The following is a 22,324-nucleotide window of genomic DNA, read 5'->3' on the forward strand; positions in this document are numbered from 1 at the left end:
TACAAATCGTGCACCGTCAAAGACTTAGGCCAATCCCCCGGCCTTTTCAACAGCGCTGTCCACAGAATATGTGGATAAGTCGGGCTTCGATTGCACCGCTTTGCTCGGTGACAATCGTGGTTCGATCCGCACCACGTCTGGATTTCCCAACGAATTCAAACGACTGAGCAAGTCACCCAGCGGTTTTCCACAGGCCTTTCCACGATGCCTGTGGAGAACTTCTAATGCATCATCTTCTTTGCGTGCAGGGGAAACGGCTGACCAGCCCCCCGGCATGGCGATCTTCATCTGCCTGCCATGAAGCAAGAGATCGCGCCCATTCGGGACACAATTTCACAAACAGAAACACTCAACTAAAAGCAGGTTTGTCCTATTCTGCGAAATCTCGTTGCATGCGCAGCGGGACAGATTGGAAGCCTGTAGCAAAGCGGAACCCGCGTCTCGCTCGAGCTGAACGAGCGAGCGCGTCAGCCTCTATCCGTTTTGCAAAACGGATTGCGCAGTAATCCCGCGCTCTTCGAAACGAGGTAAGCACGTTCCCCCAAGCCTTCCACATCATCGCCACTGCTAAAGCCGCGGATTGAACACTCTCTTTCTGGCCCGACGTAAGTCGCATTACTCATGTTCTTAGGAATCTGAATGAAAAACGAAGTTTATTTAAGAGATCTCGGATTCACGATACGCCGGCGTCTTGACTTCCATCAGCGTTCATTCGGAGACCGCGCCGGCAGCATCGATGCCGATGTGTTCCTGCATCGGCGTACGGAGTGGTCGACGGATCTCATAGTCATGACCGAGTTATGCGCGCTTATCGATATACATGGGATGGAATGCTTCGACGCATACGAAGACATCGAGCGCGCGATTCTTTCCGGCGAGCTGCAAGTCGAATTGAACCAACCAACACGGGTCTTCGCTCGCGAAGAGAACTTGCCTCCGTCGCGCTCCAAAACGTACACGCCTTCGCAGTTGTGGAAGCGCACCGAGCGTGACAACGCGCCGCCGCTGGATGCCTCGAAGCTCAGAACCGGAATGGCGACGCGTCTCGATTGTTCGTACCTCGATGGCTCGCGCGGTCGCATAGACGCACCTGCGGAGTTATACAGGCACACCAATCAAGTCACGGTGGTGTCGCGCGAGCGGTCGACGTTCGATTTTCCGGGAGGTGGACCCAGTCCTGCGCTTTTGCAACGCGCCACGGTCAACGGGCGTGAGGTGGATATCTTTGAAACCGTACACAGCGCTCCCGCCGGTTATGCCCTTCCAAGCGGGACGAAGGTAGTCAAAGCACTCGAAACGCTTGCGCCGAAGCAATACGAGCACTTGAGCAAGGTTTCAGTGAATCCGAAGACTAACCCCGATGATGTCAATTGGCGCGCCGAATACGGAGATGCTGGTTTTTCATCGGCTGCTACCGCGGAAATTGAACAAGGCATCGCCTTTTTCCCTTGGAAGGACTGGCGCGAAATCCCGCAAGCGTACGTCGATAGCACCATGAATCATGAGGCCGGCAACTTATGGAGCCAATCGCTGTGGGAGGATGTGACGAAGAAGCAAGGATGGCTCGACGCGATGGCCCGCGATGGTAAAGCGCCTTCTGACTATGCTCGACGCAACGCAAAGGAGGACTTCGCAGAGTCCGTGAATATGTACTTCTCCAGCTTGGGCTCGCCTTGCGAAGCGCGCGGTCGTGAAAATTATCCGGCTCGTTATCGCTATCTGGACGAGCAGACAAGATGAAGCCCATTGCATTGCTGGCTATCGTCACTTTCATGCTCGGCTGTTGCGCGAGCACCGCCAAACCGAACTCATTGCATATGAAACGATCCGACTTCCCAGGTGCTCAAGACGCATCTCAGCCTCATCCGGGCACCATCACGATGAAGTACGAATGGAATGGAACAAGCAAGGAATTACGCGCCTCCGACTATCAAGATTCGTTCATCTTTTACTGTTTTGACAACGAAGGGAAACGTGCCGAACGAAATGCAGCTGCGTGGTGCGTTCCCATTGTTGAAATCGAGACCGTGTCGGCCGACAAAGACGGTAAGCCGGCCGAACCACGCGTAGCCGAGTATATTGAAATCACGCAATATGGTCCGGGCCATAAATTCCTGAAACACACAACGGCACAGCCCCGCTCCCAGCGAGTGCCCCCGCACCCCGAATAAAAGGCACCGCCGATAAAGCAACCGCCCCCTCAACTCCCCTTATACTGCGCCGCACTAGCCCCCACCGGCGCCGCCGGCTTCTTCTTCGCGCCCTGGTCACTCGCCGCCGCCCCCGACGACATATAAGCCGGCGCCGCCTTGGCCTTCTCCTTCTGTCCCGCGGGCGGCGCAGTCGGCGCCTTGCCGATATCAGCAAGCATCTGCTGGCACGGCAACGGCTTGTTGTTACTCGGCGCAATCAGCGGAATCAGCGCCGCAAACGGATTGATGAGCCCCAATCCAACCGCCGCCGCACCGCGTATCGCCAGCACCGGACTCACGCCAATATGCGGATCCTTGAACGTGCCCTTCACATACAGCGGCGAGCGCAGCGAGAAGATCCGCACGCCCTTCGTGTGCGGATGGATCCCGAGATCCATGGCTTCGGTCTTGAGGTTGATCGTGCCGTCGACATTGATGACCGCATCGTCGGTATCGAGCGCGAAAACGCGTGAATCGAGCACACCATCCGTCACGACAAAATCCGCCGCCGCGCAGTTGATGTTCACATCGCGCTTGCCGAACAGCTTCTCGTACACGACATTCGCCACGTTCAACCCGGCCGCTTCCATGTAAAGCCGGCTGACCGTGCCCTCGGTGATCAACGCCTTCACCTCGCCGTTCGATGTCGCCGCAAGCGCCGCCGGCGAATTGCCCGTAGCGGACAACGCCGCATCGCCGTTGATTTCACCCAGCGCCGACTGCATCGTCTTGTTGGTCGGGAACAGCTGTTTGAGCTTCAGATGCCGCGCCTGCGCCGACACGCGTCCCTTGAGCGGCGCAGCGCTGCCGTCGAGATGAATGTTCGACGCCAGCGAGCCGCCCGCCACACCGAACTTCAATGGCTCGAACGACAGCACGCCATCGTTCATCACCACGTGCGTGTACAGGTTCGTGATCGGCAGATCCGGGTCCTTGATGATGCGCTCACCGGTGAACTTCACATCGGCGTCGATGGACTTCCAGCGATCCGTCTTGAACTCCTCGGTGGGCAGCGCCTTCGACGATGGCTGCTTCTCCGTCTCGCCGCGCTTGGCCTTGCTCGCGTTGGAATCGGCGCCGATGATCGGTGCGAGATCCTTGAACTGCAACAGATGCGACACCAGTTCGCCCTGCAGCAGCGGACGCGGCTTCTTGCCCGCGTAGACCAGCGAGCCGTTGATGTCGCTGCCGCCCACGCGTCCCGTGAAGTTCTCGTAATGGAACACGTTGCCGTCTTCGCGGAACTGTCCGGTCAGGCGCCCTTCGGTCGCGAACGGCGGCGTCTCGGGTAGCGTCACGCCGGTGAACGGGTACAGATGCGCCATGCTGACGGCCTGGATCCACAGGCGCAGGTCGAGCGCCGCGAGATGCGCGGGATCGGTCACGGTGCCGACGAAAGCGATATGCGTGTCGCCGAGGCGCACGTCCGCCTGCACGGGGAACGGCCGCTGTGCGTCCTGCACCGCGAGCACGCCGCCCAGCTTGCCGTCGCCGGACACCTTGCCGCCGTTGTAGGTCCCCTTCACGGTCCAGCCAAACGCATAGGGCGGAACCGGCGGCTTAGGAGCGTCCTTTGTGGTGATGCTGGTGTTTGCAGAAGTGCTGGCCGGATTGGGCGCCGATGCATTCGCCGCCGCGGCAGCGGACGCCGCCGATGCCGCCGACGCTTCCGAAGCCGCCGCCGCATCGGCCTGCTTGTTGAGCTTCGCCGCGCCGCTCTTGCCGACCATCTCCGCCGATGACTTCGCCGACGCCACTTCCTGTTGCTTCATGACTTCACCGATGGGCACGGGCTGGCCGAGCGTATCGATGACCGCCTGCATGTCTGCCTTGGTGACTTCGTCCCGCAGACTGACGGTGCCCTTCGCGAGCGAGATGTCGCCGAGCTTGAGATTCCAGGTGGACGGTTCGTTCGACTGCTTGAACTTGAACGTCCAGTTGTTGCGCTTGTCCTTGAGCCGCTCGATGTCGATGGACGGATTCACGAGGTTGATCGACGGAATCACGATGTCATGCGCAAGCAGCGGCAGCACGGCGACCTGGAAGTCGATTTCGTCGAGCGTCGCGAAGAATTTCTGGCGCGTCCAGTCCGGATTCGCGATGGTGATTTTCTCGGCCGAAAAGCGCGGCCATGGCACCCAGCGTTTCCATCCGGTCTCATTGGGCGGACGACGCCAGCCCACCTTCAGGTCGCCGGTGATCTCGAAGCGGCGGCCGATGGCCTCGGACACCTTGTCGTCCACCCACGGTCGCAGCCGGTTCCAGTCGAAAGTCAGGAAAATGACCACCAGGATCGCAATCAGCACCGCCAGAATGCCGAAGAACCAGGCGGCGATCTTGCCGATTTTGCGGGTCGTTCCAGCCTGCGCCATGACCTCTCCATGCGTATTATCGTTACCCGGTGCGGCAGCACATAATGTGCCCGCCGTGCGTGCATGCGCCTTCTCGACACCGCTTGAAACTCCGTAAGATGTCGATCTCGCCCCCTCCACCTCACTTGCATCCGATGCCCGAAGCGACATCGCCTGGCGTTTCCCCGAAGACCGAGCTCGTGACCGCTCACGGCGTCACGCGGCGCGACGCCGCGAGGGGCACGACGCTCCTCCAGCCCACTGATTTCACGCTGTATGGCGGCGAGCGCGCCGCGATCACGGGCCCTTCCGGCTCCGGCAAGAGCGTCTTCCTGCGCACGCTGGCGCTGCTCGACGCTTGCGATGCAGGCTACGTGACCTGGCGCGGGGAACGGATCGCGCGCTCGCGCATTCCCGCGTACCGGCGGCGCGTGGCCTATATCGCGCAACGTCCTGCGATGCTCGACGGCAGCGTCGAGGACAATCTGCGCTATCCGTTCATGCTCAGGGCCTATCGAGATGTGCGTTTCGATCGAGACGTTGCCGCGCGGCTGGCCCAAGCTGCCGGACGCGGCGCCGACTTCCTCGACAAGTCCGCCAGCGAGCTGTCGGGCGGCGAGGCGCAGATCGCCGCGCTCGTGCGCAGCTTGCAACTTGCGCCCGACGTGCTCCTGCTCGACGAACCCACCGCCTCGCTCGACCCGGCTTCCGCGCGTTCGATCGAAGCGCTCGTTGCCGCCTGGTTCGATGCCGATGCCGCCCGCGCCTGCATCTGGGTATCGCACGATCCGGAACAGGCGCGCCGCGTCGCCGCGCGCCACCTGACCATGCATGCCGGCGTGCTCGGAGGCGACCTGCGATGAACGGCTATCAGAATCTCGGGATCGTCGATATCGGACTGGCGGCCTTGCTGATCGTGGTGAATGGCGCGTTGTCGGTCGCGCTCCAGCTCGGCCTTGAACGCAAGCTCGCCGTCGCGGCGGTGCGCACCGTCGTGCAATTGCTGCTGATCGGCTATGTGCTCGGCTGGGTGTTCGCGTTCAACCGCTGGTATGTCGTCCTGCCGCTGATGGCGCTGATGACCGTCATCGCCGGCTTCGCGGCATCCGGGCGCGGACGGCGCACTTACGCGGGCCAGCGGGTCGACAGCATCCTGTCGATCTGGGGCAGTTCATGGCTGATCGGCGCGTTCGGGCTGTTCGTCGTGATCCGCATTCATCCCTGGTACGAGCCGCAATACGCGATTCCGATCCTCGGCATGATTCTCGGCAATACGCTGACGGGCGTATCGCTGGGCATCGAGCGGATGACCGAGGAACTGACGGCCGGACGCGCCGCCGTGGAGATGTCGCTCGCGCTTGGCGCAACCCGCTGGGAAGCGGCGCAAGGACCCGCGCGCCAGGCCGTGCGCGCGGGCATGATTCCCACCCTGAACCAGATGGCGGTGGTCGGCCTCGTCAGCCTGCCTGGCATGATGACCGGCCAGGTGCTCGCCGGACAGTCGCCGTTGCAGGCGGTGCGCTATCAGATCGTCATCATGTTCCTGATCGCGGCGGCCTCGGCGCTCGGCGTGGTTGCCGCGATCGTGCTGACTTACCGGCGGCTCTTTGCGGCGGACCATCGCTTCATGGCGGCGAAACTCGTGGAGCGCCGCCCGCGCAAGCGCGCCACTTGAGTTGTCCGGTCTTGTCCGGTCACGCGCCGTTGTAGACCCGCTCCAGCTCGACGAAGTCCAGCTTGATCATGTCCATCATCGCGCGCATCGTGCGGTTCGCCTTCTCCGCATCCGGGTCCTGCAGCATCTTGAGCAGACGCCTCGGCGCGACCTGCCACACGACGCCAAAGCGGTCGGTGAGCCAGCCGCAGGCCATCGACTTGCCGCCGTCCATCAGCTTGTCCCAGTAATAGTCGATCTCTTCCTGGGTATCGCACTTGATGAACATCGAGACGGCCGGCGTGAAGTCGAACTGCGAATTGCCGTTCAGGGCCATGAACGCCTCGCCTTCCAGTTCGAACAGCACGGCGAGCACGCTGCCGGCGGGACCGGGACTGGCCTCCGTATGGCGCATGACTTCGGTGATGCGCGCACCCTTGAAGGTCGCGACGTAAAAGTTCGCGGCTTCTTCCGCGTTGCCTTTGAACCAGAGGCAGGGCGAGATCTTGTCCATCTGCGGGTCTCCGTTCTCGATTGGGGTCATTGGCCGGGCGCGCAGCCCTTTTCCATCGCGGCCTTCATCTCTTCCGGGTTCATGTCGCGCTTGTGCGTCGCGACCGACCACTGATGCCCGAACGGATCCTCGAGACGGCCGTAGCGGTCGCCCCAGAACATGTCGGCGACGGGCATCGTCACTTTCGCGCCGGCCTCGGCCGCCTGCCTGACCGTGGCGTCGACATCCGTGACGTAAAGATGCACGGTGACAGGCGACCCCTTGATCGCCTTCGGCCCGAGCATGCCGAATTCCGGATGTTCGTCGACCAGCATCAGCATTGAATCGCCGATCTTGACCATCGCGTGCATGAGCCGGCCGTCCGGGCCGGGCATGCGGCCCATCTCGACGGCGTGGAAGGCGCGCTTGTAGAAGTCGATGGCCTCGGCAGCGCCCGCGCAGCACAGGTGCGGGGTCAGCGAATGCATGCCGGGAGGGATGGGGTCAGTAGCAGAAGAGGACATGTCGGCTCCGTGAGAGTGGACGAGGCGCGCCAGGCAGTGGCGGCGCTCTCACACCCTACAACGATCGGCGCGGACGTCAATCGACATGAACGCGCAGCGGCGGCGCAAAAATTTCACGCGGCGCCGGGATGCCTCGATAGCCTATTTCGAAGACTGCTCGGCAAGCGATTGAATCAGGCCTTCGAGCCGCGAGAAATTCACCGGCTTGGTCAGATGATCGAGGAAGCCGGCTTCGCGACAACGGCGAATGTCCTCGTCCATGCCGTAGCCCGTGATGGCGACGGAAGGCTTGTCGGGCTGCAGGCTCGTCCAGGCTCGTGCGATGTCGAGTCCGCTGCCGTCCGGCAGTCCGATATCGCTGACCAGCAGATCGAACGACGCGCGCTTCGCATGTCCGATCGCCTCCGCCACCGTGATGGCGACGGTCACCTGATGCCCCAGCATTTCCAGCACTTCGGCCATGGCGGAGGACGTCTGTTCGTTGTCTTCCACCAGCAGGACTCTCAGCGCGCGGCTGTGTTCCTGCTGCGCCGCCTCGACGCGCGGCGTGTCCTCATGCTCGGGCTGCACGCGGGCGAGCGGCAGCGTCAGCGTGAAGCGCGCGCCCTTCTCGCGCCCTTCGCTATAGGCCGACAGCGTGCCGCCGTGCTTCTGCGCGAGCGTGCTGGCGATGGCCAGTCCCAGCCCCAGCCCGCCGAACGAACGGGTGATGGAATCGTCGGCCTGTTCGAACGCCGAGAAAATGCGCGGCAACGCCTCGGCGCTGATGCCGATGCCGCTGTCCGTGACCGAAACCGAAATGGTCGCGAGATCCGGGTTCCAGGTGCGCACCTCGATGCGGCCGTTCGCCGGAGTGAACTTCACCGCGTTCTTCATCAGGTTCCAGACGATCTGCTGCAAGCGCGCGGCGTCGCCCAGCACGACGAAGCGGCTCGCGTCGAAGTACGTCTTCAGGGTGAGGCTCTTGGCGCGCAGGTCGGCTTCGGACATGTCGAGCGCGCTCGTCAGCAGCGTATCCAGCGCGACGTTCGCGAAATTCAGCGAGAGCTTGCCGCGCGCGATACTCGTGAGATCGAGCAGATCGTCGATCAGGCGCGCTTCCAGTTCGACATTGCGACGGATCAGGTCGAGCGTCGGATGCGCCTCGCGCGGCAGCGCATGCTTCATTTCGAGCAGCCGCACGGCCGCCAGAATCGGCGTGAGCGGCGTGCGCAGTTCGTGCGACAGCACCGCCAGAAAATGGTCCTTGGCGCGGTTGGCCGATTCGGCCTGATCCTTCGCGAGACGCAGCGCGTCGGCGGCCATGTGGGCGTCGGTGGCATCGCGCACGATCTTCGAGAAGCCGATCAGTTCGTCATGCTCGCTGCGGATCGCGGTGGTCACGCCCGACGCGAAGAACGAATGGCCGTCCTTGCGCCACAGCCAGCGGTCGTCGCTTGCGCTGCCTTCGCGGCGCGCGGTGTCCAGTTCCGTGTCGAACACGCCGGTCTCGCGGTCTTCCTGGCTATAGAAGATATCCGCCGACTGGCCGAGCACGTCCTGCGCCGGAAATCCCAGAATGCGCTCCGAGGCCGCGTTCCAGGTGCGGATCCGCCCTTCCGGGTCGAGCGTGATGACGGCGTAATCCTTGAGCGCGTCGATCAGCAGCCGGAAGTGGGTTTCGGTTTCGCGCAGCGCGCGTTCCACGGCGATGCGTTGCGCCCGTTCGGCGCTCTCGCGCATCGCGCGGCGCACGACGGCGGGCAGGCGCTGGAGGCGCTGCTTCAGCACGTAGTCGGTCGCGCCGCGCTTCAGCATGTCGACCGCATGTTCCTCGCCGAGCAGCCCCGACACGAAGATGAACGGCGTGTCCGGCGTGCGTTCGCTCGCAATGGTCAGCGCCTCGATGCCCGAGAATGTGGGCATCACGAAATCGGCGAGGATCACGTCGAAACGCTTCTTCTCGAGTTCGGCGACGAACGCCGCGGAGTCGTAGACGATCGACGCCTCGACCGCATAGTCCGCGCGTTCGAGCTGGGCGATCGTCAACTCCGCATCGAGTGCGTTGTCTTCGACGAGAAGCAGATGCAGGGGCTGCATGATCTACACGCCCTCGCCGGAAGTCGGGTGCGGGGACGGGTGCGCGAAGCGGCCGGACGCCGCGGACAGGATCGCTGCGCTCATTGCGCGTTGGGCGGACGGCGCAGGCGCGTCGAGCCCGGCGGCGGCTCGTTGAGCACGGCCCAGAACACGCCGAGATCGCTGATCGCCTCGACGAACTCCGCGAACTCCACCGGCTTCACGACATACGCATTCACGCCGAGTTCGTAGCTGCGAATCAAATCCTGCTCCTCGCGCGACGAGGTCAGCATCACGACCGGAATGCTCTTGAGCGCCGCGTTCGAGCGGATCATGTCGAGCACTTCCAGCCCGTCGATCTTCGGCAGCTTCAGGTCGAGCAGAATGACGGCGGGATTGCCCGGCGCACGCGCCTTCCACTCGCCTTCGGAGGTGAGATAGTCGATGGCTTCCTGGCCGTCGCGCGCCACGATGACCTCGTTGGCGAGCTGGCTCTTGTCGAGCGCGACGAGCGTCAGCTCGAGGTCGTTCGGGTTGTCTTCGACAAGCAATATCGGTTTAAGCATGGTCTCTTCGTGACTTCGTTGCTGACGTGCCTTGGCTGCCGCGGGGTTCCTTTGCGCCTTGCGCGGCGCCGACGCTGCGAAACACGACCGGCAGCGAGAAATAGAATACCGCGCCCTGCCCCGGATGCCCTTCGGCCCAGGTCCGCCCTTCGTGCCGTTCGATGATGCGCCGCACGTTCGCAAGCCCGATGCCCGTGCCTTCGAACTCTTCCGCGCGATGCAGGCGCTGGAACACGCCGAACAGCTTGGCGCCGTACTTCATGTCGAAGCCGACGCCATTATCCCGGACGCCGATGATGTATTCCTCGCCGCTGCGGCTGGCGAATACCTCGATTTTCGCCGATTCCCGCGTTCTCGTATATTTCACCGCGTTCGACAGCAGGTTGCGCACCGCCAGTTGCAGGAAAGCCGCGTCGCCGGTGACGCGCGGCAGGTCGCCGATCACCCATTCGATATCGCGTCCCGCCGCCTCCTGCTCGAACTCCTGCACGACCGAGCGCACCAGCATGCCGAGGTCCACCGGCGCGGGGCGCAGCGCGGCGCGGCCCATCTGCGAAAAGGTCAGGAGATCGTCGACGAGCGTGCCCGCGAAGCGCGCCGAATCCAGCATGTTGTTGAGAAAGCGCCGGCTTTTCTCCGACATGCGCTCGCCCTCCTGCTCGCGCAGCAGGTCGCCGTATCCGGCGATATGGCGCAGCGGCGCGCGCAGGTCGTGCGACACCGAATAGGAAAACGCTTCAAGTTCCTTGTTGGCGCGCGTGAGCTCGGTGGCGAGCGCCGCGCGTTCCTCGGCGCGCCGCAGCACGATGTTCAGGAGCGCGCCGCGCAGCTCGCCCGCAATCTCGATCTCGCCCGCGCGCCAGGGCTTCGAATGTCCGCGCACGGTTTCGAGCCACGGCGAGAAGCTGGTGCGCGGCGCGCTCGCGCCGGCCGCGTCCTCGATCTTGACCGGTTCGCCCGCCCACTTGATGGTCTGCATCACCTCGGGCCTGAACCATAGCAGATAGTTGCGGAAGATCTGCGACACCGGCACCGCCAGCACGCCGCACGCACGGTCTTCGTGCGCCTTGGCGGGCGGCCAGTGGCGCGCCAGGGAATCGGTGGCCCAGACGCCGCTGGTATGTTCCGCGAGCCAGTGCGTGAGCGCGCGCACCGTGTCTTCGTCGGGCGTGACGCCGAGCAGCGTCACCTGATCGTCGAACACGATGGCCGCGCCGGCGGAGCGCGCGAAGTTCAGCACGTCGGCGGGCACCGACTGAAGTCCGGTCACGAAGCGCTCGTGCTCGCCCATCGCGGCGATCAGGCGGCCCATGGTCCGGCGCAGGTCGGTGAGATATTCGCCTTCGGCGCGCTCTTCCTTCGCCTCGATCTGCAAGGACAGCATGTTGCCGAGATGCTCGACCGCGACGCGCGTGTTGAACGGCACGATGCGCGGCGCGTGGTCGTGGCACGAGACGAGACCCCACAAACGGCCCCGCACGACGATCGACACCGACATCGACGCATGCGTGTTCATGTTGCGCATGTATTCGAGGTGCACCGGCGAGAAGCTGCGCAGCGTCGAATAGGTGAGGTCGGTCGGACGGCCCGTGAGCGGGTTCACGTCCGGCACGAGGCGCGCGGGCGTGTAGTTGACGTCGGCGACCAGGCGGATGCGGTTCTTCAGATACAGCGCGCGCGCCTGGCGCGGAATGTCGGAGGCCGGAAAGAACTGATGCAGGAACGACGCGTAGTCCGCTTCGCGGTCTTCCGCGAGCACGTGGCTGCGCCCTTCCTCGTCGAAACTGTAGAGCATCACGCGACCGAAGCCCGTGATCGCGCGCACCTCGCGCACCGCGAGTTCCGCCAGTTCCTGGACGGTCGCCGCATCCTGCAGGCCGCGCGCGAAGGTGCGCACGAGCGGATACATCGAGGCGAACGCGTCGCCGCTTGCCGCCGCCGCTTCCATCTCGACGATCAGGGTGCCGTCGTGCCGGTGCAACGTGACATCGAGACGCGCGGAGCCGGCGGGCGTGGCCGGTATTTCGACCGGTCCGACATACAGCGGCGAATCCTCCAGCGCCGCCATGCTGGCCACGTGCGCGATGCGCTGCGCGGCGGCCTCGCCGAGCGCCACCGCGAGCGGCTGGCCGAGCAGCGTATCCAGCGGCGCGCCCGTCAGTGCAGGCAGGTTGTCGCTGGCCTGCACGATGCGGAGATCGTCGGCCAGCGCGAGCAGATAACCATGCGGCTGGATGCCGCCGGGAACGTGGATCGGCTCGGCGTCGCAATCCTTGCTCGCGACGCCCGAACTGAGCGTGAGCCGGCGTGCCTCGGCGTCGGGCGGTCCGTAGCTGCCCGCTCCGGGTATGCGTGAACCGCCGGATCCGCTGTCCGTCCCGCTCATGTGACGGCTCCCGGCACGGGCGGGACGGCGTCGACACCGGCCGCTTCCGGGCACAGCCAGGACTGCAGACTCTCGAAGGTGGCGATGGCGGCCTTCACCGCGTCGTCATGCTGGGCCCCGGGCACGGAAGCGGCGGCGGTTTCGCGAAACGCGTTCCACATGCTGCCGGTGCGCGCGCCATAGCCTTCGAAATAGGCATTGCCCAGACCTGCAGCGAGATCGAGACGCTGCGCGACGTGCGGCGCAATGAACCGGCCGCCGAGCGTGCTGCCTTCCATCACGTACATGGAGCCGAACGCATCGCCCAGGTTGTGCAGGCGCGGCAGGTCGTAGCGCGTGTCGGCCTGCGGCACGGAGCCGACCGGCCGGCGCTCGCCGGTCAGCGCGGCGAGATCGGCGGCCAGCAGCGGCGCCTTGCGGCGCTGGTCGAAGAAGACCGACAGCGTGGCCGGCAGGCACGCGGCCGCGGCGTCCTCCCACGGTGCAACATAGCCATAGAATCGTTCGAGCAGCGCGATGTATTCGTCGCGTTGCAGATCGTCCCGCATCAGGTCAAGCGCATTCTCAAGCCGTGTGTGACACGCGGCGGTTTCGTTCTTCAGGCGGGACAGAAGGTCGGATTGCATGTTGCGATGAGTGGGCTTAAGGACCGCGAGGCGGACGAATGATGCGGGTATCGGCAGGGCTTACCGGTTCGGGCGCCTGGCTGAGCGTGGGTGTCGGTAGAAATCGCACCGCAAGCGCTTCGCCGCGAACTTGATGCGAGCGCTCATTTAAAAAAGAGTCATTCTACGCATCCGGCTTCGCCGCTGCCATGCAAAGCCAGCGCTTATAAGCAATCTGCAGCGCCGTTGCCGGAACAATTCACCGGCCAGTTCAAATTTTTTTCAGGGCTTGCGCGGCTGGCCATCGCCGCTATTGACGTTGGCATGCTCGTCGCGTTGCGTGCCGCGCTGATAGTCGCCGCCGCCGCGCCGGTCGGTATCGACGAGCCCGCGCTCGAGATCCTCGTGCGCCTGCTTGCCGACCTCGCGCGGATCGTGCTCATGCTGCGATTCGACGTTCTGGTCCGCTTCGTGAGGCAACGGTGCGTTCGCGGCATCGTCGCGCGTCTGGGTCTTGCGATCGCTGCTCGACACCTCGCGGCCGCGTTCCGGCGCGCTGGCGGGTTCCTTGTTCGACTGCTTCATGATCGTCTCCTGTCGATTGCTTCACTTCAGCCCGAGGCGCTTCTTCATCTCGGTGCTCAGGCGCTTGCGCGCCTTGTCGTAGCCGGCCCACGGATCGTGTTTCAATGCGTCGAGCCGTTCGTGCGCATTGCCGATGTTCCATTGATCGCCGCTCGTCACGTCGTCGAGTTCGTCCCACGCAATCGGCATCGATGCGCCGAGCCCCGGACGCGCGCGCAGCGAGAACGCCGCCACCGTGCTGGAGCCGCGGTTGTTGCGCAGATAGTCGATGAAGATCTTGCCCTTGCGGTTCTGCATGCCCATCTTCGCGGAGAAGAGCTTGGGCAGCGTGCTCGCCATGTGCTGCGCGACGGCTTGCGAGAAGTTCTTCACGTCATCCCAGCCGGCCTGCTTCACGAGCGGCACGATCACATGGAAGCCCTTGCCGCCGCTCGTCTTGCAGAACGATTCAAGACCCAGTTCGGCGAGCAGCTCCTTTGTGAGGCGCGCCGCCTCGATCATCCGTTCCCAGCCGACGCCTTCGCCCGGATCGAGATCGAACACCATGCGGTCAGGCTTTTCCAGGTTCGATGCAAGCGCGTTCCAGGTATGCAGCTCGATGGTGCCCATCTGCGCACAGCCCGCAAGCGCGCCCGCCGACTCGATGGTGAGCAGCGGCGGATGACCGGGATCGATGTCCGGATGCTGCTTGATATGGGGAATGGCGAGCTTCGCGCTGTGCTTCTGGAAGAACAGCTCGCCGCCGATATCTTCCGGCGCGCGCACGAGGGACACCGGGCGGTCTTTCAGATGCGGCAGCATCCATTGCGCGACGCTGGCGTAGTACTCGACCACGTCGATCTTGCGCGAACCGCTGGATTTGTCGATCACGCGGTCGGGATGACTGATCTTCACGCCCTCGACTTCCGCGGATGCAGCCTTGGCCTTCTTCGCTGCGGTGGTCTTCTTCGTTGCGGCGGTCTTCTTCGCTGCCGTCTTGGCCGCAACCGGCTCTTCCTTGACGATCTGCCGCGCGGGTTTGTCGTCACGCAGACTGACGAACGATGCTTGTCGCACGATGCGCTCCTTGGTCCATTCCGCGAAATTGCATTCGGCCACGAGTTCGGGCTTGACCCAATGCACGGGCGTCCGGCTGCGCTCCTGCGGCTCGCTCGCGAAGGGCATGCGCTTCGTCTCGCGCTTGTCGAGTTCCTTCTTCACCGCGACGAGCAGCGCGTGATCGAAACCGGTGCCCACGCGGCCCGCGTACTGCAGCTTGCCGTGCGCGTCGTACACGCCGAGCAGCAACGCGCCGAACTGGCCGCGGCTGCCGGTCGGCTCGGAATAGCCGCCGATCACGAACTCCTGGCGCCGCCGGCACTTGAGCTTGATCCACGCGTTGCCGCGCCCCGACACATAACCGCTGTCCATGCGCTTGCCGATGATGCCTTCGAGCGCCATGTCGCATGCGCTCTTCAGCAGATCGTCGGCGTGGAACGCGAAGTCCTGTGAATAGCGCAACACCGGATCGTCCGCCGGTTCGACGAGCGCCTTCAGCAGCGCGCGACGCTGCACGAGCGGCACATTGCGCAGGTCATAGCCGTTGAGCCAGGGCACGTCGAAGAAGTACACGACGATGTCCTGCGGCCGGCCTGCGTCGAAGGCGTTTTGCAGAGCCTGGAAGTCGGGCAGTCCGCGTGCATCGAGCACCACGGCTTCGCCGTCGAGCCAGCCGCTCTCAATCTCCAGCTGTTCCAGCGCCTGCACCTGCTTCGGGAATTTCGCGGTCCAGTCGTTGCCGTTGCGCGTGAAGATCGCGATACGGCGTTTGCCCTTCACCGTGTCGATGCGCGCCAGCACCCGATAGCCATCGAACTTGATCTCGTAGGCCCAGTCGTCGCCGGACGGCGCGGCATCGACGAGCGTGGCGAGCTGCGGCTTGATCGTGGCGGGCAGCTTCGCCTTCACCGCGCCCTCGATGGCGGGTTCATGCGACAAGGTCCGCAGCGATTCCGCGCTGCGAGTCGCGACGATGTCCGGATGATCGTGGCCGTTCGCCTTCGCGGCGGAGGTTTTCTTGCGGGCGGGCGTCTTTGCGGGCGCTTTCTTCGCCGCCTTGCGTTCGGATCGTTCGAGCACTACACCATCCTTGCCGCGCGCGCCGGGCGCATCCGACATCACGCTGCCCGGCCTTTTGAGAAGCACGTCGTATTCGCTCTCCGGGCGCGCCGTGTCGTCGCGCTCCTTGATGAGCAGCCATTGCTCCTTGTCGCCGCTGCCGCGCATGTGGCTCTTCACGAGCGTCCAGCCGCCCTGCAGCTTCTCGCCATCGAGCGTGAACTTGAGCTTGCCCTTTTCATATTCGCGCAGTGCATCCGCGAAGCTGCCCGACTGCGGCGCCCACGTGCCGCGATCCCACACGATGACGCTGCCCGCGCCGTAATTGCCCTCGGGAATCTCGCCTTCGAACGAGCCGTAGTCGAGCGGATGGTCCTCGACATGCACCGCCAGCCGCTTCACCGAGGGATCGAGGCTCGGTCCCTTCGGCACGGCCCACGACTTGAGCGTGCCGTCGAGTTCCAGGCGGAAGTCGTAGTGCAGACGGCGTGCATCGTGTTCCTGGATGACGAAAGACAAGCTGGACTTTGCGGGCGGTTTAGCCGTCTTGCGGGCCCGCGCGGCGCGCTTCGCGGCGCCGGACGGCTCCGGCGTCTTGTCGAACGCGCGCATGCGCTGATAGGTATCGAGTTTGCCGGCCATCGTCGGGAATCCGCAGTGTCAGGGGCGAGACAGACGCGCTTCACGCACGCTTGCGGCGCGCAGTCTTGCGCGCCGGACGCGCGGCTTCTTCGCCGGAGTCGTCCTCGTCGTCGGCTTGCTCCGCGGCCGCGGCCTTGCCGCGTTTCGCCGGTGCGCCGCCCTTCTTGAGACTGCGCTTGAGCAGTTCGGACAAGTCGAGGATGTCGGCGGACGACTTCTGTTCCCCGCCCTCTTCCACCTTCATCACCTCGGCCACCTTGCCTTGCTTCACCTTCTTGTCGACGAGCGCCATGATGTCGTCCTTGAAGGTGTCGTGATACTTCGACGGATCCCAGCTGTCGCTCATGTCGTCGATGAGCCGCTTGGCCATCTCCAGTTCCTTCGGCGTCACGCCGGCCTTCTTCGTATCTTCGTCGGGAAACTTGAACTCGCCGAAGTCGCGGACCTCGTCGCCCCAGCGCAGCGTATTGAGCGCCAGCGCCGGACCCACCGGAATCAGCGCCGCGAGATGCTGCTTGTTGTGCAGCACGACGCTCGCGATGCCCACCTTGCCCGTGTCCTTCAGCGCGTCGCGCAACAGCGCATAGACCTTCTCGCCCTTGCGGTCGGGCGCGAGGTAATAAGGCGTGTCGAGCGACAGGAACGAGATCTCGGGGGCATCGACGAAAGCAAGAATGTCGACCGTCTGGGTGGACTCCGGATTCGCCGCGCGAATCTCGGCGTCGGTCATCACGACATACTTGCCCTTCTCATACTCGAAGCCGCGCACGATGTTGTCGCGCGTGACTTCCTTGCCCGTGTTCTTGTTGATCTGCTTGTAGCCGATCGGGTCCATCGAGCGCTTGTCGAGCAGGTTGAAGCCGACCTTCTCCGACTGCGTCGCGGGATAGAGTTGCACGGGCACGTGGACCAGTCCGAAGCTGATCGCGCCTTTCCAGATCATGTGCGGCATCGCGGCACCTTGGCGGTCGGGAAGAGTCGATGGACACGCCTCGCGCCCGGGCGGGCGTCGAGGCGTTTTCCGTGCGTCAGGGCAGCACGGTATCGGATGGAATCGCAGGAAACATGCCAAGGCGGGCGGGCGCGCCGAGGCACGCGGCGCTCGGCCGTGCATGCCTGTATTGGGCAGGCGATCTGTAAGCCTTACGCTGCTCGCAACCCAAAAACGCTATTTGCGATTGGCGGTCACGGTCAGCTGCGTGCCGTCGTCGAGCGTGACGGTCTTCTTGGAACCGGTGGAAGTCGGCATGGAGAAGCGCACGATCTGGCTGAAGCGGTTGTCCACCGGACATTGCAAGCTCTTGCCGCTCACCGTGACGCGCGTCGTGCCTTTCGGCGCATAGGCCCGGAAACTGATCTGCACGTTGGCCGTGCCGTTGTCGCCGACCATCGGCGCAAAGCGGATCTGCACCTGCCGCACCGCGGCGCCGTCCGCGCTCTTCGGCACCGAGGCCGCCTGCGGACAGCCGTCCGGCACGGCCTGCGCGCCGCCAGCGGCGTTGCCTTGCCAGGTGAAGTCGTCGGTCTGTCCGGAGCGGATGGTGCGCGTTTCCTGCTCGTTGCCGAACGACTTCGAGGTCATCTTGACCGTGTACTTGATGGGGCCGTCATTGGCCGCCTCGGAGAGCACCTTGATGCCCGGCGTGGCCCGGGCGGTCGCGGCGACCATCGTGAGCGCGGCGACGGAAACGATGCGACGAACGATCGAAAGACGATTCATGCCGCCACCTCCGTAACAGGCGCTGTGAGTGAATCCGGCGCGTCTTGCGCACCGGGACGCGGGGTGCGTGCAACGGACCGGATTCAGTCTAGCGCCACGTTTGACGGGTCATCGTCATGGATAACCCGAGTGCGCGAACGGCGGCTTGCGCATGGTCAAAAATCGGTCAGCGGCGCCTCAAAAGCCCGTCAACACCAGCTTGCCGACCGTGCGCCCTTCTTCCAGCAGCCGATGCGCCTCGCGCAGGTTCGTCGCATTGATCGGTCCGAGGTCGCGTCCGAGGGTCGTGCGCAGCGTGCCTGCGTCGATCAGCCGCGCCACTTCCGACAACAGCTTGTGCTGCTCGATCATGTCGGGCGTATTGAACATCGCGCGCGTGAACATGAACTCCCAGTGGAACGCGGCGCTCTTCGCCTTCAGCAGTTCCACCGGCAACGGCCGCGCATTCTCGACGATCGTGCAGATGCCGCCTTGCGGCTTGATGACTTCGGCGGCGGCCGGGAAGTGCTTGTCGGTGTCGTTGAAGATCAGCACGTAGTCGACCTGCGGGAAGCCAATCTCTTTCATCTGCGCCGGGATGTCCCCGAAGTGATCGACGATGTGATCCGCGCCAAGCTCCTGCGCCCACCTGGCCGATTCGGGCCGCGACGCCGTGGCGATCACCTGCAGCTTCGCCACCCGCTTCGCGAGCTGGATGCCGATTGACCCGACGCCGCCCGCCCCGCCGACGATCAGCACCGACTTGCCCGCGTCCTTGCCTTCCGCCGACACGCCCAGGCGGTCGAACAGCGCTTCCCAGGCGGTGATGGTGGTCAGCGGCAACGCGGCGGCGCTGCTGAAATCGAGCGAGGCCGGCTTCGTGCCGACGATGCGTTCATCGATCAGATGGAATTCGCTGTTCGCGCCGGGCCGGGTGATGTCGCCGGCGTAGTAGACCGGATCGCCGACCTTGAACAGCGTCGCCTCCGGCCCGACGGCGGCCACCACGCCCGCCGCGTCCCAGCCCAGCACGCGCGGGGCCGATTCGACCTTGTCCTTGGGCGCGCGCACCTTGGTGTCAACCGGATTGACGGCGATCGCCTCGACCTTCACGAGCAAATCGCGCCCGGTGGGCGTGGGTTGATCGAGTTCGATGTCGACCAGCGCTTGCGGGTCGGAAATCGGCAGGTAGCGCGTGAAACCGATGGCTTTCATGGGTGCTCCTTTGAAGTGAGTGAACTGTTGCCCATGGTAAGACGCATGCGATATCCGGAAAACCGTCATAATCACTGAAACATTTTTCGCGAAATCCATCAAATGGCAAGCGATCTCCTCGCGGACGCCACGCCGCGCGAGCGTCTCGATCTCCTCGATATCGGTCTTTTCGTGCGTGCGGCGGCGTTGGCGAATCTGTCCGCTGCCGCGCGCGAATTCGGGCTTTCGCCCGCGGTGGCGAGCGCGCGCATCGCGGCGCTGGAGCGCATGCTCGGCGCTCGGCTGCTGCATCGCACGACCCGGCGCGTCTCGCTCACCCAGGAGGGCGAGATCTTCGCCGATCACGCGCGCGGCCTGCTCGACGCCGCCGACGCGGCGCGCGCGTCGGTCGGACAGGCGCGCGAACATCCGCACGGGCGCCTGCGCGTGACCATGCCTTCGTCGCTCGGCCGCCAGCACATTTCGCCGCTGATGCCTGCGTTCCTGCGCCAGTACCCGGGCGTGAGCGTCGATCTGCGCATGACCGACCAGATCGTCGATCTCGTGGACGAGGGCATCGACCTCGCGATCCGCATCGGCGCGCTGAAGGATTCGACGCTGGTCGCGAAGAAGCTTGCGAGCAACCGCCGCGTGCTGTGCGCGTCGCCCGGCTATCTCGCGCGGCACGGCACGCCGCGTCATCCGGCCGATCTCGCGCGCCACGAGTGCGTGATCCTCGCCGACCAACGCGACTGGAGTTTCGTCACGCCGACCGGCGTGATCGACGTGCGCGTGTCCGGTCGGCTCGTGACCGACAACGGCGAGGTGATCCGCGATGCGCTGGCGGCGGGCATCGGCATCGGGCTGAAATCGACATGGAGCGTCGCGCCGCTGATCGCGAGCGGCGAACTCGTCACGCTGCTCGACGACTACCCGCCCGCGCAGACCGTGGCGATCTGGGCCGTGTATCCGAGCCGCGCGTTCGTGCCGCCGAAAACGCTGGCCTTCATCGACTTCCTCGCCGGACAGTTCGGCGAGCCGCCCTACTGGGACGTCGATCCCGCGAAGGTGCAGCGCTAGCACGCGCAAGCCGGCCGGTACAATGGCGCTTTCGCGCGTCCACTGTTCCTTGGCCTTCGCCCTCGCCTTCGATGAACCTCGTCATTCAAAGCCTCGCCCCGATCTCCGATTCGCATCTGCGCCCGCTCGCGGCGCTGGCCCGCTCGCAGGCTCCGCAGCGCGTCGATGACACGTTGCTGCGTCTTGCCGGCGCCGACCCGCTGCAACGTCCCGACATCGACGCGTATTGCGGCACGCACGGCCTCGACTACGCCTACATCGCGCCGGATGCGACGCTCGCCGGTTTCGGCCTCGTCGCGATGGACATGGACTCGACGCTCATCACGATCGAATGCATCGACGAAATCGCGGATTTCTGCGGGCTGAAGGCGGAAGTCGCGGCGATCACCGAGGCGTCGATGCGCGGCGAGATCAAGGATTTCAACGAGAGCCTCACGCGCCGCGTCGCGCTGCTGAAGGGACTCGATGCAAACGCGCTCGAACGGGTCTATGAGGAACGCCTGAAACTGTCGCCGGGCGCCGAGCGCATGCTCGCCGGCGCGCGCGCGGCGGGTCTGAAGACGCTGCTCGTATCGGGCGGTTTCACGTTCTTCACCGAGCGGCTGAAGGCGCGTCTCGGCCTCGATTACACGCGGGCGAACACGCTCGAAATCGTCGATGGCAAGCTGACGGGCAAGGTAGTCGGCGAAATCGTCAACGCCGATGTGAAGGCGCGCACGCTGCTCGAGACCTGCGCGCAACTCGGCATCGATCCGAATCGCGCGATCGCCATGGGCGACGGCTCGAACGATCTGAAGATGATGGCCGAAGCGGGCTTGTCGGTGGCGTTTCGCGCGAAGCCGGTCGTGCGCGAGTCGGCGAGCCTCGCGTTCAACTTCGTCGGCCTCGACGGCTTGCTGCGGTTGTTCTGAAGGCTGCGGCTTTCGTGCGTTTGACAAACGGCGCCCGAGGGCGCCGTTTGTCTTAACCGAACGCCTTGACCAGCGCCGCTTCGAGATCGGCGCGCAGGTCCGCTTCCGCCTCCAGGCCGATATAGAACCGCACCAGCACGCCTTCGTGCGGCCATTGCGAAGCCGTGCGCATCGTGCGGACGGTGTAGGGCATCGCGAGGCTGTGCGAGCCGCCCCAGCTCCAGCCGATCGAAAACAGTTCGAGCGCCTCGACGAATGCATCGACTTGCGCCGCGCTGTATTGCTTGTCGAAGACGATGGAGAACAGGCCGCCCGCGCCGCCCTTGAAATCACGCTCGAAGAACGCGTGGCCCGGACAGTCCGGCAGCGCCGGATGCAGCACGGCGGCCACTTCGGAGCGCGTCTTCAGCCAGGTGGCGAGCGCGAACGCCGCGCGGTCGTGGGCCTCGTAACGCGCCTTCATCGAAGGCAGGCTGCGCAATACGAGCGATGCATCGTCCGCCGATACCCCGACGCCCAGCCGCATGCGCGCGCGCTTCAGCTTGCTGTGCAAATCGGCGTTGCGCGTGATGGTCGCGCCCATCAGCACGTCGCTGCCGCCGGACTGATACTTCGTCAGCGCCTGCACCGAGATATCGACGCCATGCTCGAACGGCTTGAAAGCGAGGCCCGCCGAGAACGTGTTGTCGATAGCCGTCACGATGCCCTTCGCCCGCGCGGCCGCGGCGATGGCGGGCACGTCCTGCACTTCCATCGTCACGGAACCGGGCGCTTCGAGCCAGACCAGCTTCGTGTTGGCGCGCAGCAAGGTATCGATGCCCGCGCCGATCATCGGATCGTAATACGTCACCTCGATGCCGAAATCCTCGGCGAGCCAGTCCGCGTGATCGCGGTTCGGGCCGTAGGCGTTGTCGGGCACGAGCACGTGATCGCCCGTCCGCACGAGACCGAAATAGACATTCGAGATCGCCGCGAGTCCCGAGGGCTGCAACAGCGCGTAGTCCCCGCCTTCGATCGCCGCGATGCGCTGCGCCAGCGCGATGGTCGTCGGCGTCCCGTGCAGGCCGTAGCGCCACTTGGAGTCGTCGCTCCAGACGAGCGAGCGCATCGTCGCGAGATCGGGAAACACGACCGTCGACGCCCGCGCCACCGGCACCGAGAACGACTCGAAGCCGGGCGTGATGCGATCCTCCGGCTGCACGATGCGGGTTTGCGGATCGCGGTTGGGGGCGTTGTCGTGGGAATCGGTCATGGCGTGGCGTTGAAACGAAACAAGGAAGACGCCGC

The 22,324-nt window shown here is 64.5% G+C and carries 20 protein-coding genes; 6 read left to right on the forward strand and 14 right to left on the reverse strand.

What is annotated here, in order from left to right:
* Nucleotides 1-24 precede the first annotated feature (24 nt).
* Nucleotides 25-288 (reverse strand): hypothetical protein, encoded by a 264-nt coding sequence (locus QCE83_RS07515; protein ID WP_309808444.1) that lies wholly within the window; start codon nucleotides 286-288, stop codon nucleotides 25-27.
* A gap of 351 nt (nucleotides 289-639) precedes the next feature.
* On the opposite strand from QCE83_RS07515, the gene QCE83_RS07520 reads away from it, so the two are divergent.
* Both QCE83_RS07520 and QCE83_RS07525 read left to right on the forward strand, forming a co-directional pair.
* The gene (locus QCE83_RS07520) at nucleotides 640-1,740 is read left to right on the forward strand and encodes a hypothetical protein (protein ID WP_309808445.1); all 1,101 of its coding nucleotides are present in this window, start codon (nucleotides 640-642) and stop codon (nucleotides 1,738-1,740) included.
* On the forward strand, nucleotides 1,737-2,171 hold the full coding sequence (locus QCE83_RS07525) for a hypothetical protein (protein ID WP_309808446.1): 435 nt from the start codon (nucleotides 1,737-1,739) through the stop codon (nucleotides 2,169-2,171). Before QCE83_RS07520 ends, QCE83_RS07525 begins: the two co-directional genes overlap by 4 nt.
* Before the next feature lie 29 nt (nucleotides 2,172-2,200).
* Here the strand turns inward: QCE83_RS07525 and QCE83_RS07530 are convergent, their stop codons facing one another.
* Nucleotides 2,201-4,564: an AsmA family protein gene (locus tag QCE83_RS07530; RefSeq protein ID WP_309808447.1), complete on the reverse strand. Its 2,364-nt coding sequence runs from the start codon at nucleotides 4,562-4,564 to the stop codon at nucleotides 2,201-2,203.
* 134 nt (nucleotides 4,565-4,698) lie between these two features.
* Here QCE83_RS07530 and QCE83_RS07535 point away from each other — a divergent pair, with 134 nt between their 5' ends.
* Together QCE83_RS07535 and QCE83_RS07540 are read left to right on the forward strand one after the other, a co-directional pair.
* Complete coding sequence (locus QCE83_RS07535) at nucleotides 4,699-5,406, forward strand: ATP-binding cassette domain-containing protein (protein ID WP_309808448.1); 708 nt, start codon at nucleotides 4,699-4,701, stop codon at nucleotides 5,404-5,406.
* A complete protein-coding gene (locus tag QCE83_RS07540) occupies nucleotides 5,403-6,218 on the forward strand; it encodes an ABC transporter permease (protein WP_309808449.1) in 816 nt (271 codons plus the stop codon). The genes QCE83_RS07535 and QCE83_RS07540 overlap by 4 nt, the downstream gene beginning before the upstream one ends.
* Nucleotides 6,219-6,237: 19 nt before the next feature.
* Here QCE83_RS07540 and QCE83_RS07545 read toward each other — a convergent pair whose 3' ends face one another.
* The 11 genes from QCE83_RS07545 to QCE83_RS07595 all read right to left on the reverse strand — a co-directional run bounded on the left by QCE83_RS07545 (nucleotide 6,238) and on the right by QCE83_RS07595 (nucleotide 19,067).
* A complete protein-coding gene (locus QCE83_RS07545; protein ID WP_309808450.1) occupies nucleotides 6,238-6,711 on the reverse strand; it encodes a VOC family protein in 474 nt (157 codons plus the stop codon).
* Between the two features lie 26 nt (nucleotides 6,712-6,737).
* Nucleotides 6,738-7,214, reverse strand: coding sequence for a VOC family protein (locus tag QCE83_RS07550; protein WP_309808451.1), 477 nt, complete (start codon nucleotides 7,212-7,214; stop codon nucleotides 6,738-6,740).
* A 141-nt stretch (nucleotides 7,215-7,355) separates the two neighbouring features.
* Nucleotides 7,356-9,293: a response regulator gene (locus tag QCE83_RS07555; RefSeq protein WP_309808452.1), complete on the reverse strand. Its 1,938-nt coding sequence runs from the start codon at nucleotides 9,291-9,293 to the stop codon at nucleotides 7,356-7,358.
* Between the two features lie 80 nt (nucleotides 9,294-9,373).
* Nucleotides 9,374-9,838 carry a response regulator gene (locus tag QCE83_RS07560; protein WP_309808453.1) on the reverse strand — a complete coding sequence of 155 codons (465 nt, stop codon included), beginning with the start codon at nucleotides 9,836-9,838 and terminating at the stop codon, nucleotides 9,374-9,376.
* Nucleotides 9,831-12,224: an ATP-binding protein gene (locus tag QCE83_RS07565; protein WP_309808454.1), complete on the reverse strand. Its 2,394-nt coding sequence runs from the start codon at nucleotides 12,222-12,224 to the stop codon at nucleotides 9,831-9,833. Before QCE83_RS07565 ends, QCE83_RS07560 begins: the two co-directional genes overlap by 8 nt.
* A complete protein-coding gene (locus QCE83_RS07570; protein ID WP_309808455.1) occupies nucleotides 12,221-12,850 on the reverse strand; it encodes a biliverdin-producing heme oxygenase in 630 nt (209 codons plus the stop codon). Before QCE83_RS07570 ends, QCE83_RS07565 begins: the two co-directional genes overlap by 4 nt.
* 261 nt (nucleotides 12,851-13,111) lie before the next feature.
* On the reverse strand, nucleotides 13,112-13,414 hold the full coding sequence (locus QCE83_RS07575; RefSeq protein WP_309808456.1) for a hypothetical protein: 303 nt from the start codon (nucleotides 13,412-13,414) through the stop codon (nucleotides 13,112-13,114).
* Between the two features lie 21 nt (nucleotides 13,415-13,435).
* Nucleotides 13,436-16,153 carry a DNA ligase D gene (gene ligD, locus QCE83_RS07580; protein ID WP_309808457.1) on the reverse strand — a complete coding sequence of 906 codons (2,718 nt, stop codon included), beginning with the start codon at nucleotides 16,151-16,153 and terminating at the stop codon, nucleotides 13,436-13,438.
* A 40-nt stretch (nucleotides 16,154-16,193) separates the two neighbouring features.
* Nucleotides 16,194-17,105: a Ku protein gene (locus QCE83_RS07585; protein WP_309808458.1), complete on the reverse strand. Its 912-nt coding sequence runs from the start codon at nucleotides 17,103-17,105 to the stop codon at nucleotides 16,194-16,196.
* 216 nt (nucleotides 17,106-17,321) lie between these two features.
* Complete coding sequence (locus tag QCE83_RS07590) at nucleotides 17,322-17,873, reverse strand: DUF6013 family protein (protein ID WP_309808459.1); 552 nt, start codon at nucleotides 17,871-17,873, stop codon at nucleotides 17,322-17,324.
* A gap of 177 nt (nucleotides 17,874-18,050) precedes the next feature.
* Entirely contained in the window at nucleotides 18,051-19,067 is a 1,017-nt protein-coding gene (locus tag QCE83_RS07595) for a zinc-binding alcohol dehydrogenase family protein (RefSeq protein WP_309808460.1), read from the reverse strand.
* A gap of 102 nt (nucleotides 19,068-19,169) precedes the next feature.
* Here QCE83_RS07595 and QCE83_RS07600 point away from each other — a divergent pair, with 102 nt between their 5' ends.
* Both QCE83_RS07600 and serB read left to right on the forward strand, forming a co-directional pair.
* Nucleotides 19,170-20,126, forward strand: coding sequence for a LysR family transcriptional regulator (locus QCE83_RS07600; protein WP_309808461.1), 957 nt, complete (start codon nucleotides 19,170-19,172; stop codon nucleotides 20,124-20,126).
* A gap of 71 nt (nucleotides 20,127-20,197) precedes the next feature.
* Nucleotides 20,198-21,037 carry a phosphoserine phosphatase SerB gene (serB, locus tag QCE83_RS07605; protein ID WP_309808462.1) on the forward strand — a complete coding sequence of 280 codons (840 nt, stop codon included), beginning with the start codon at nucleotides 20,198-20,200 and terminating at the stop codon, nucleotides 21,035-21,037.
* A 52-nt stretch (nucleotides 21,038-21,089) separates the two neighbouring features.
* Here the strand turns inward: serB and QCE83_RS07610 are convergent, their stop codons facing one another.
* Nucleotides 21,090-22,289, reverse strand: coding sequence for a cystathionine beta-lyase (locus QCE83_RS07610; RefSeq protein WP_309808463.1), 1,200 nt, complete (start codon nucleotides 22,287-22,289; stop codon nucleotides 21,090-21,092).
* Nucleotides 22,290-22,324 lie beyond the last annotated feature (35 nt).

The sequence above is a fragment of the Caballeronia sp. LZ034LL genome (assembly GCF_031451215.1).
Classification (GTDB): Bacteria; Pseudomonadota; Gammaproteobacteria; order Burkholderiales; family Burkholderiaceae; genus Caballeronia.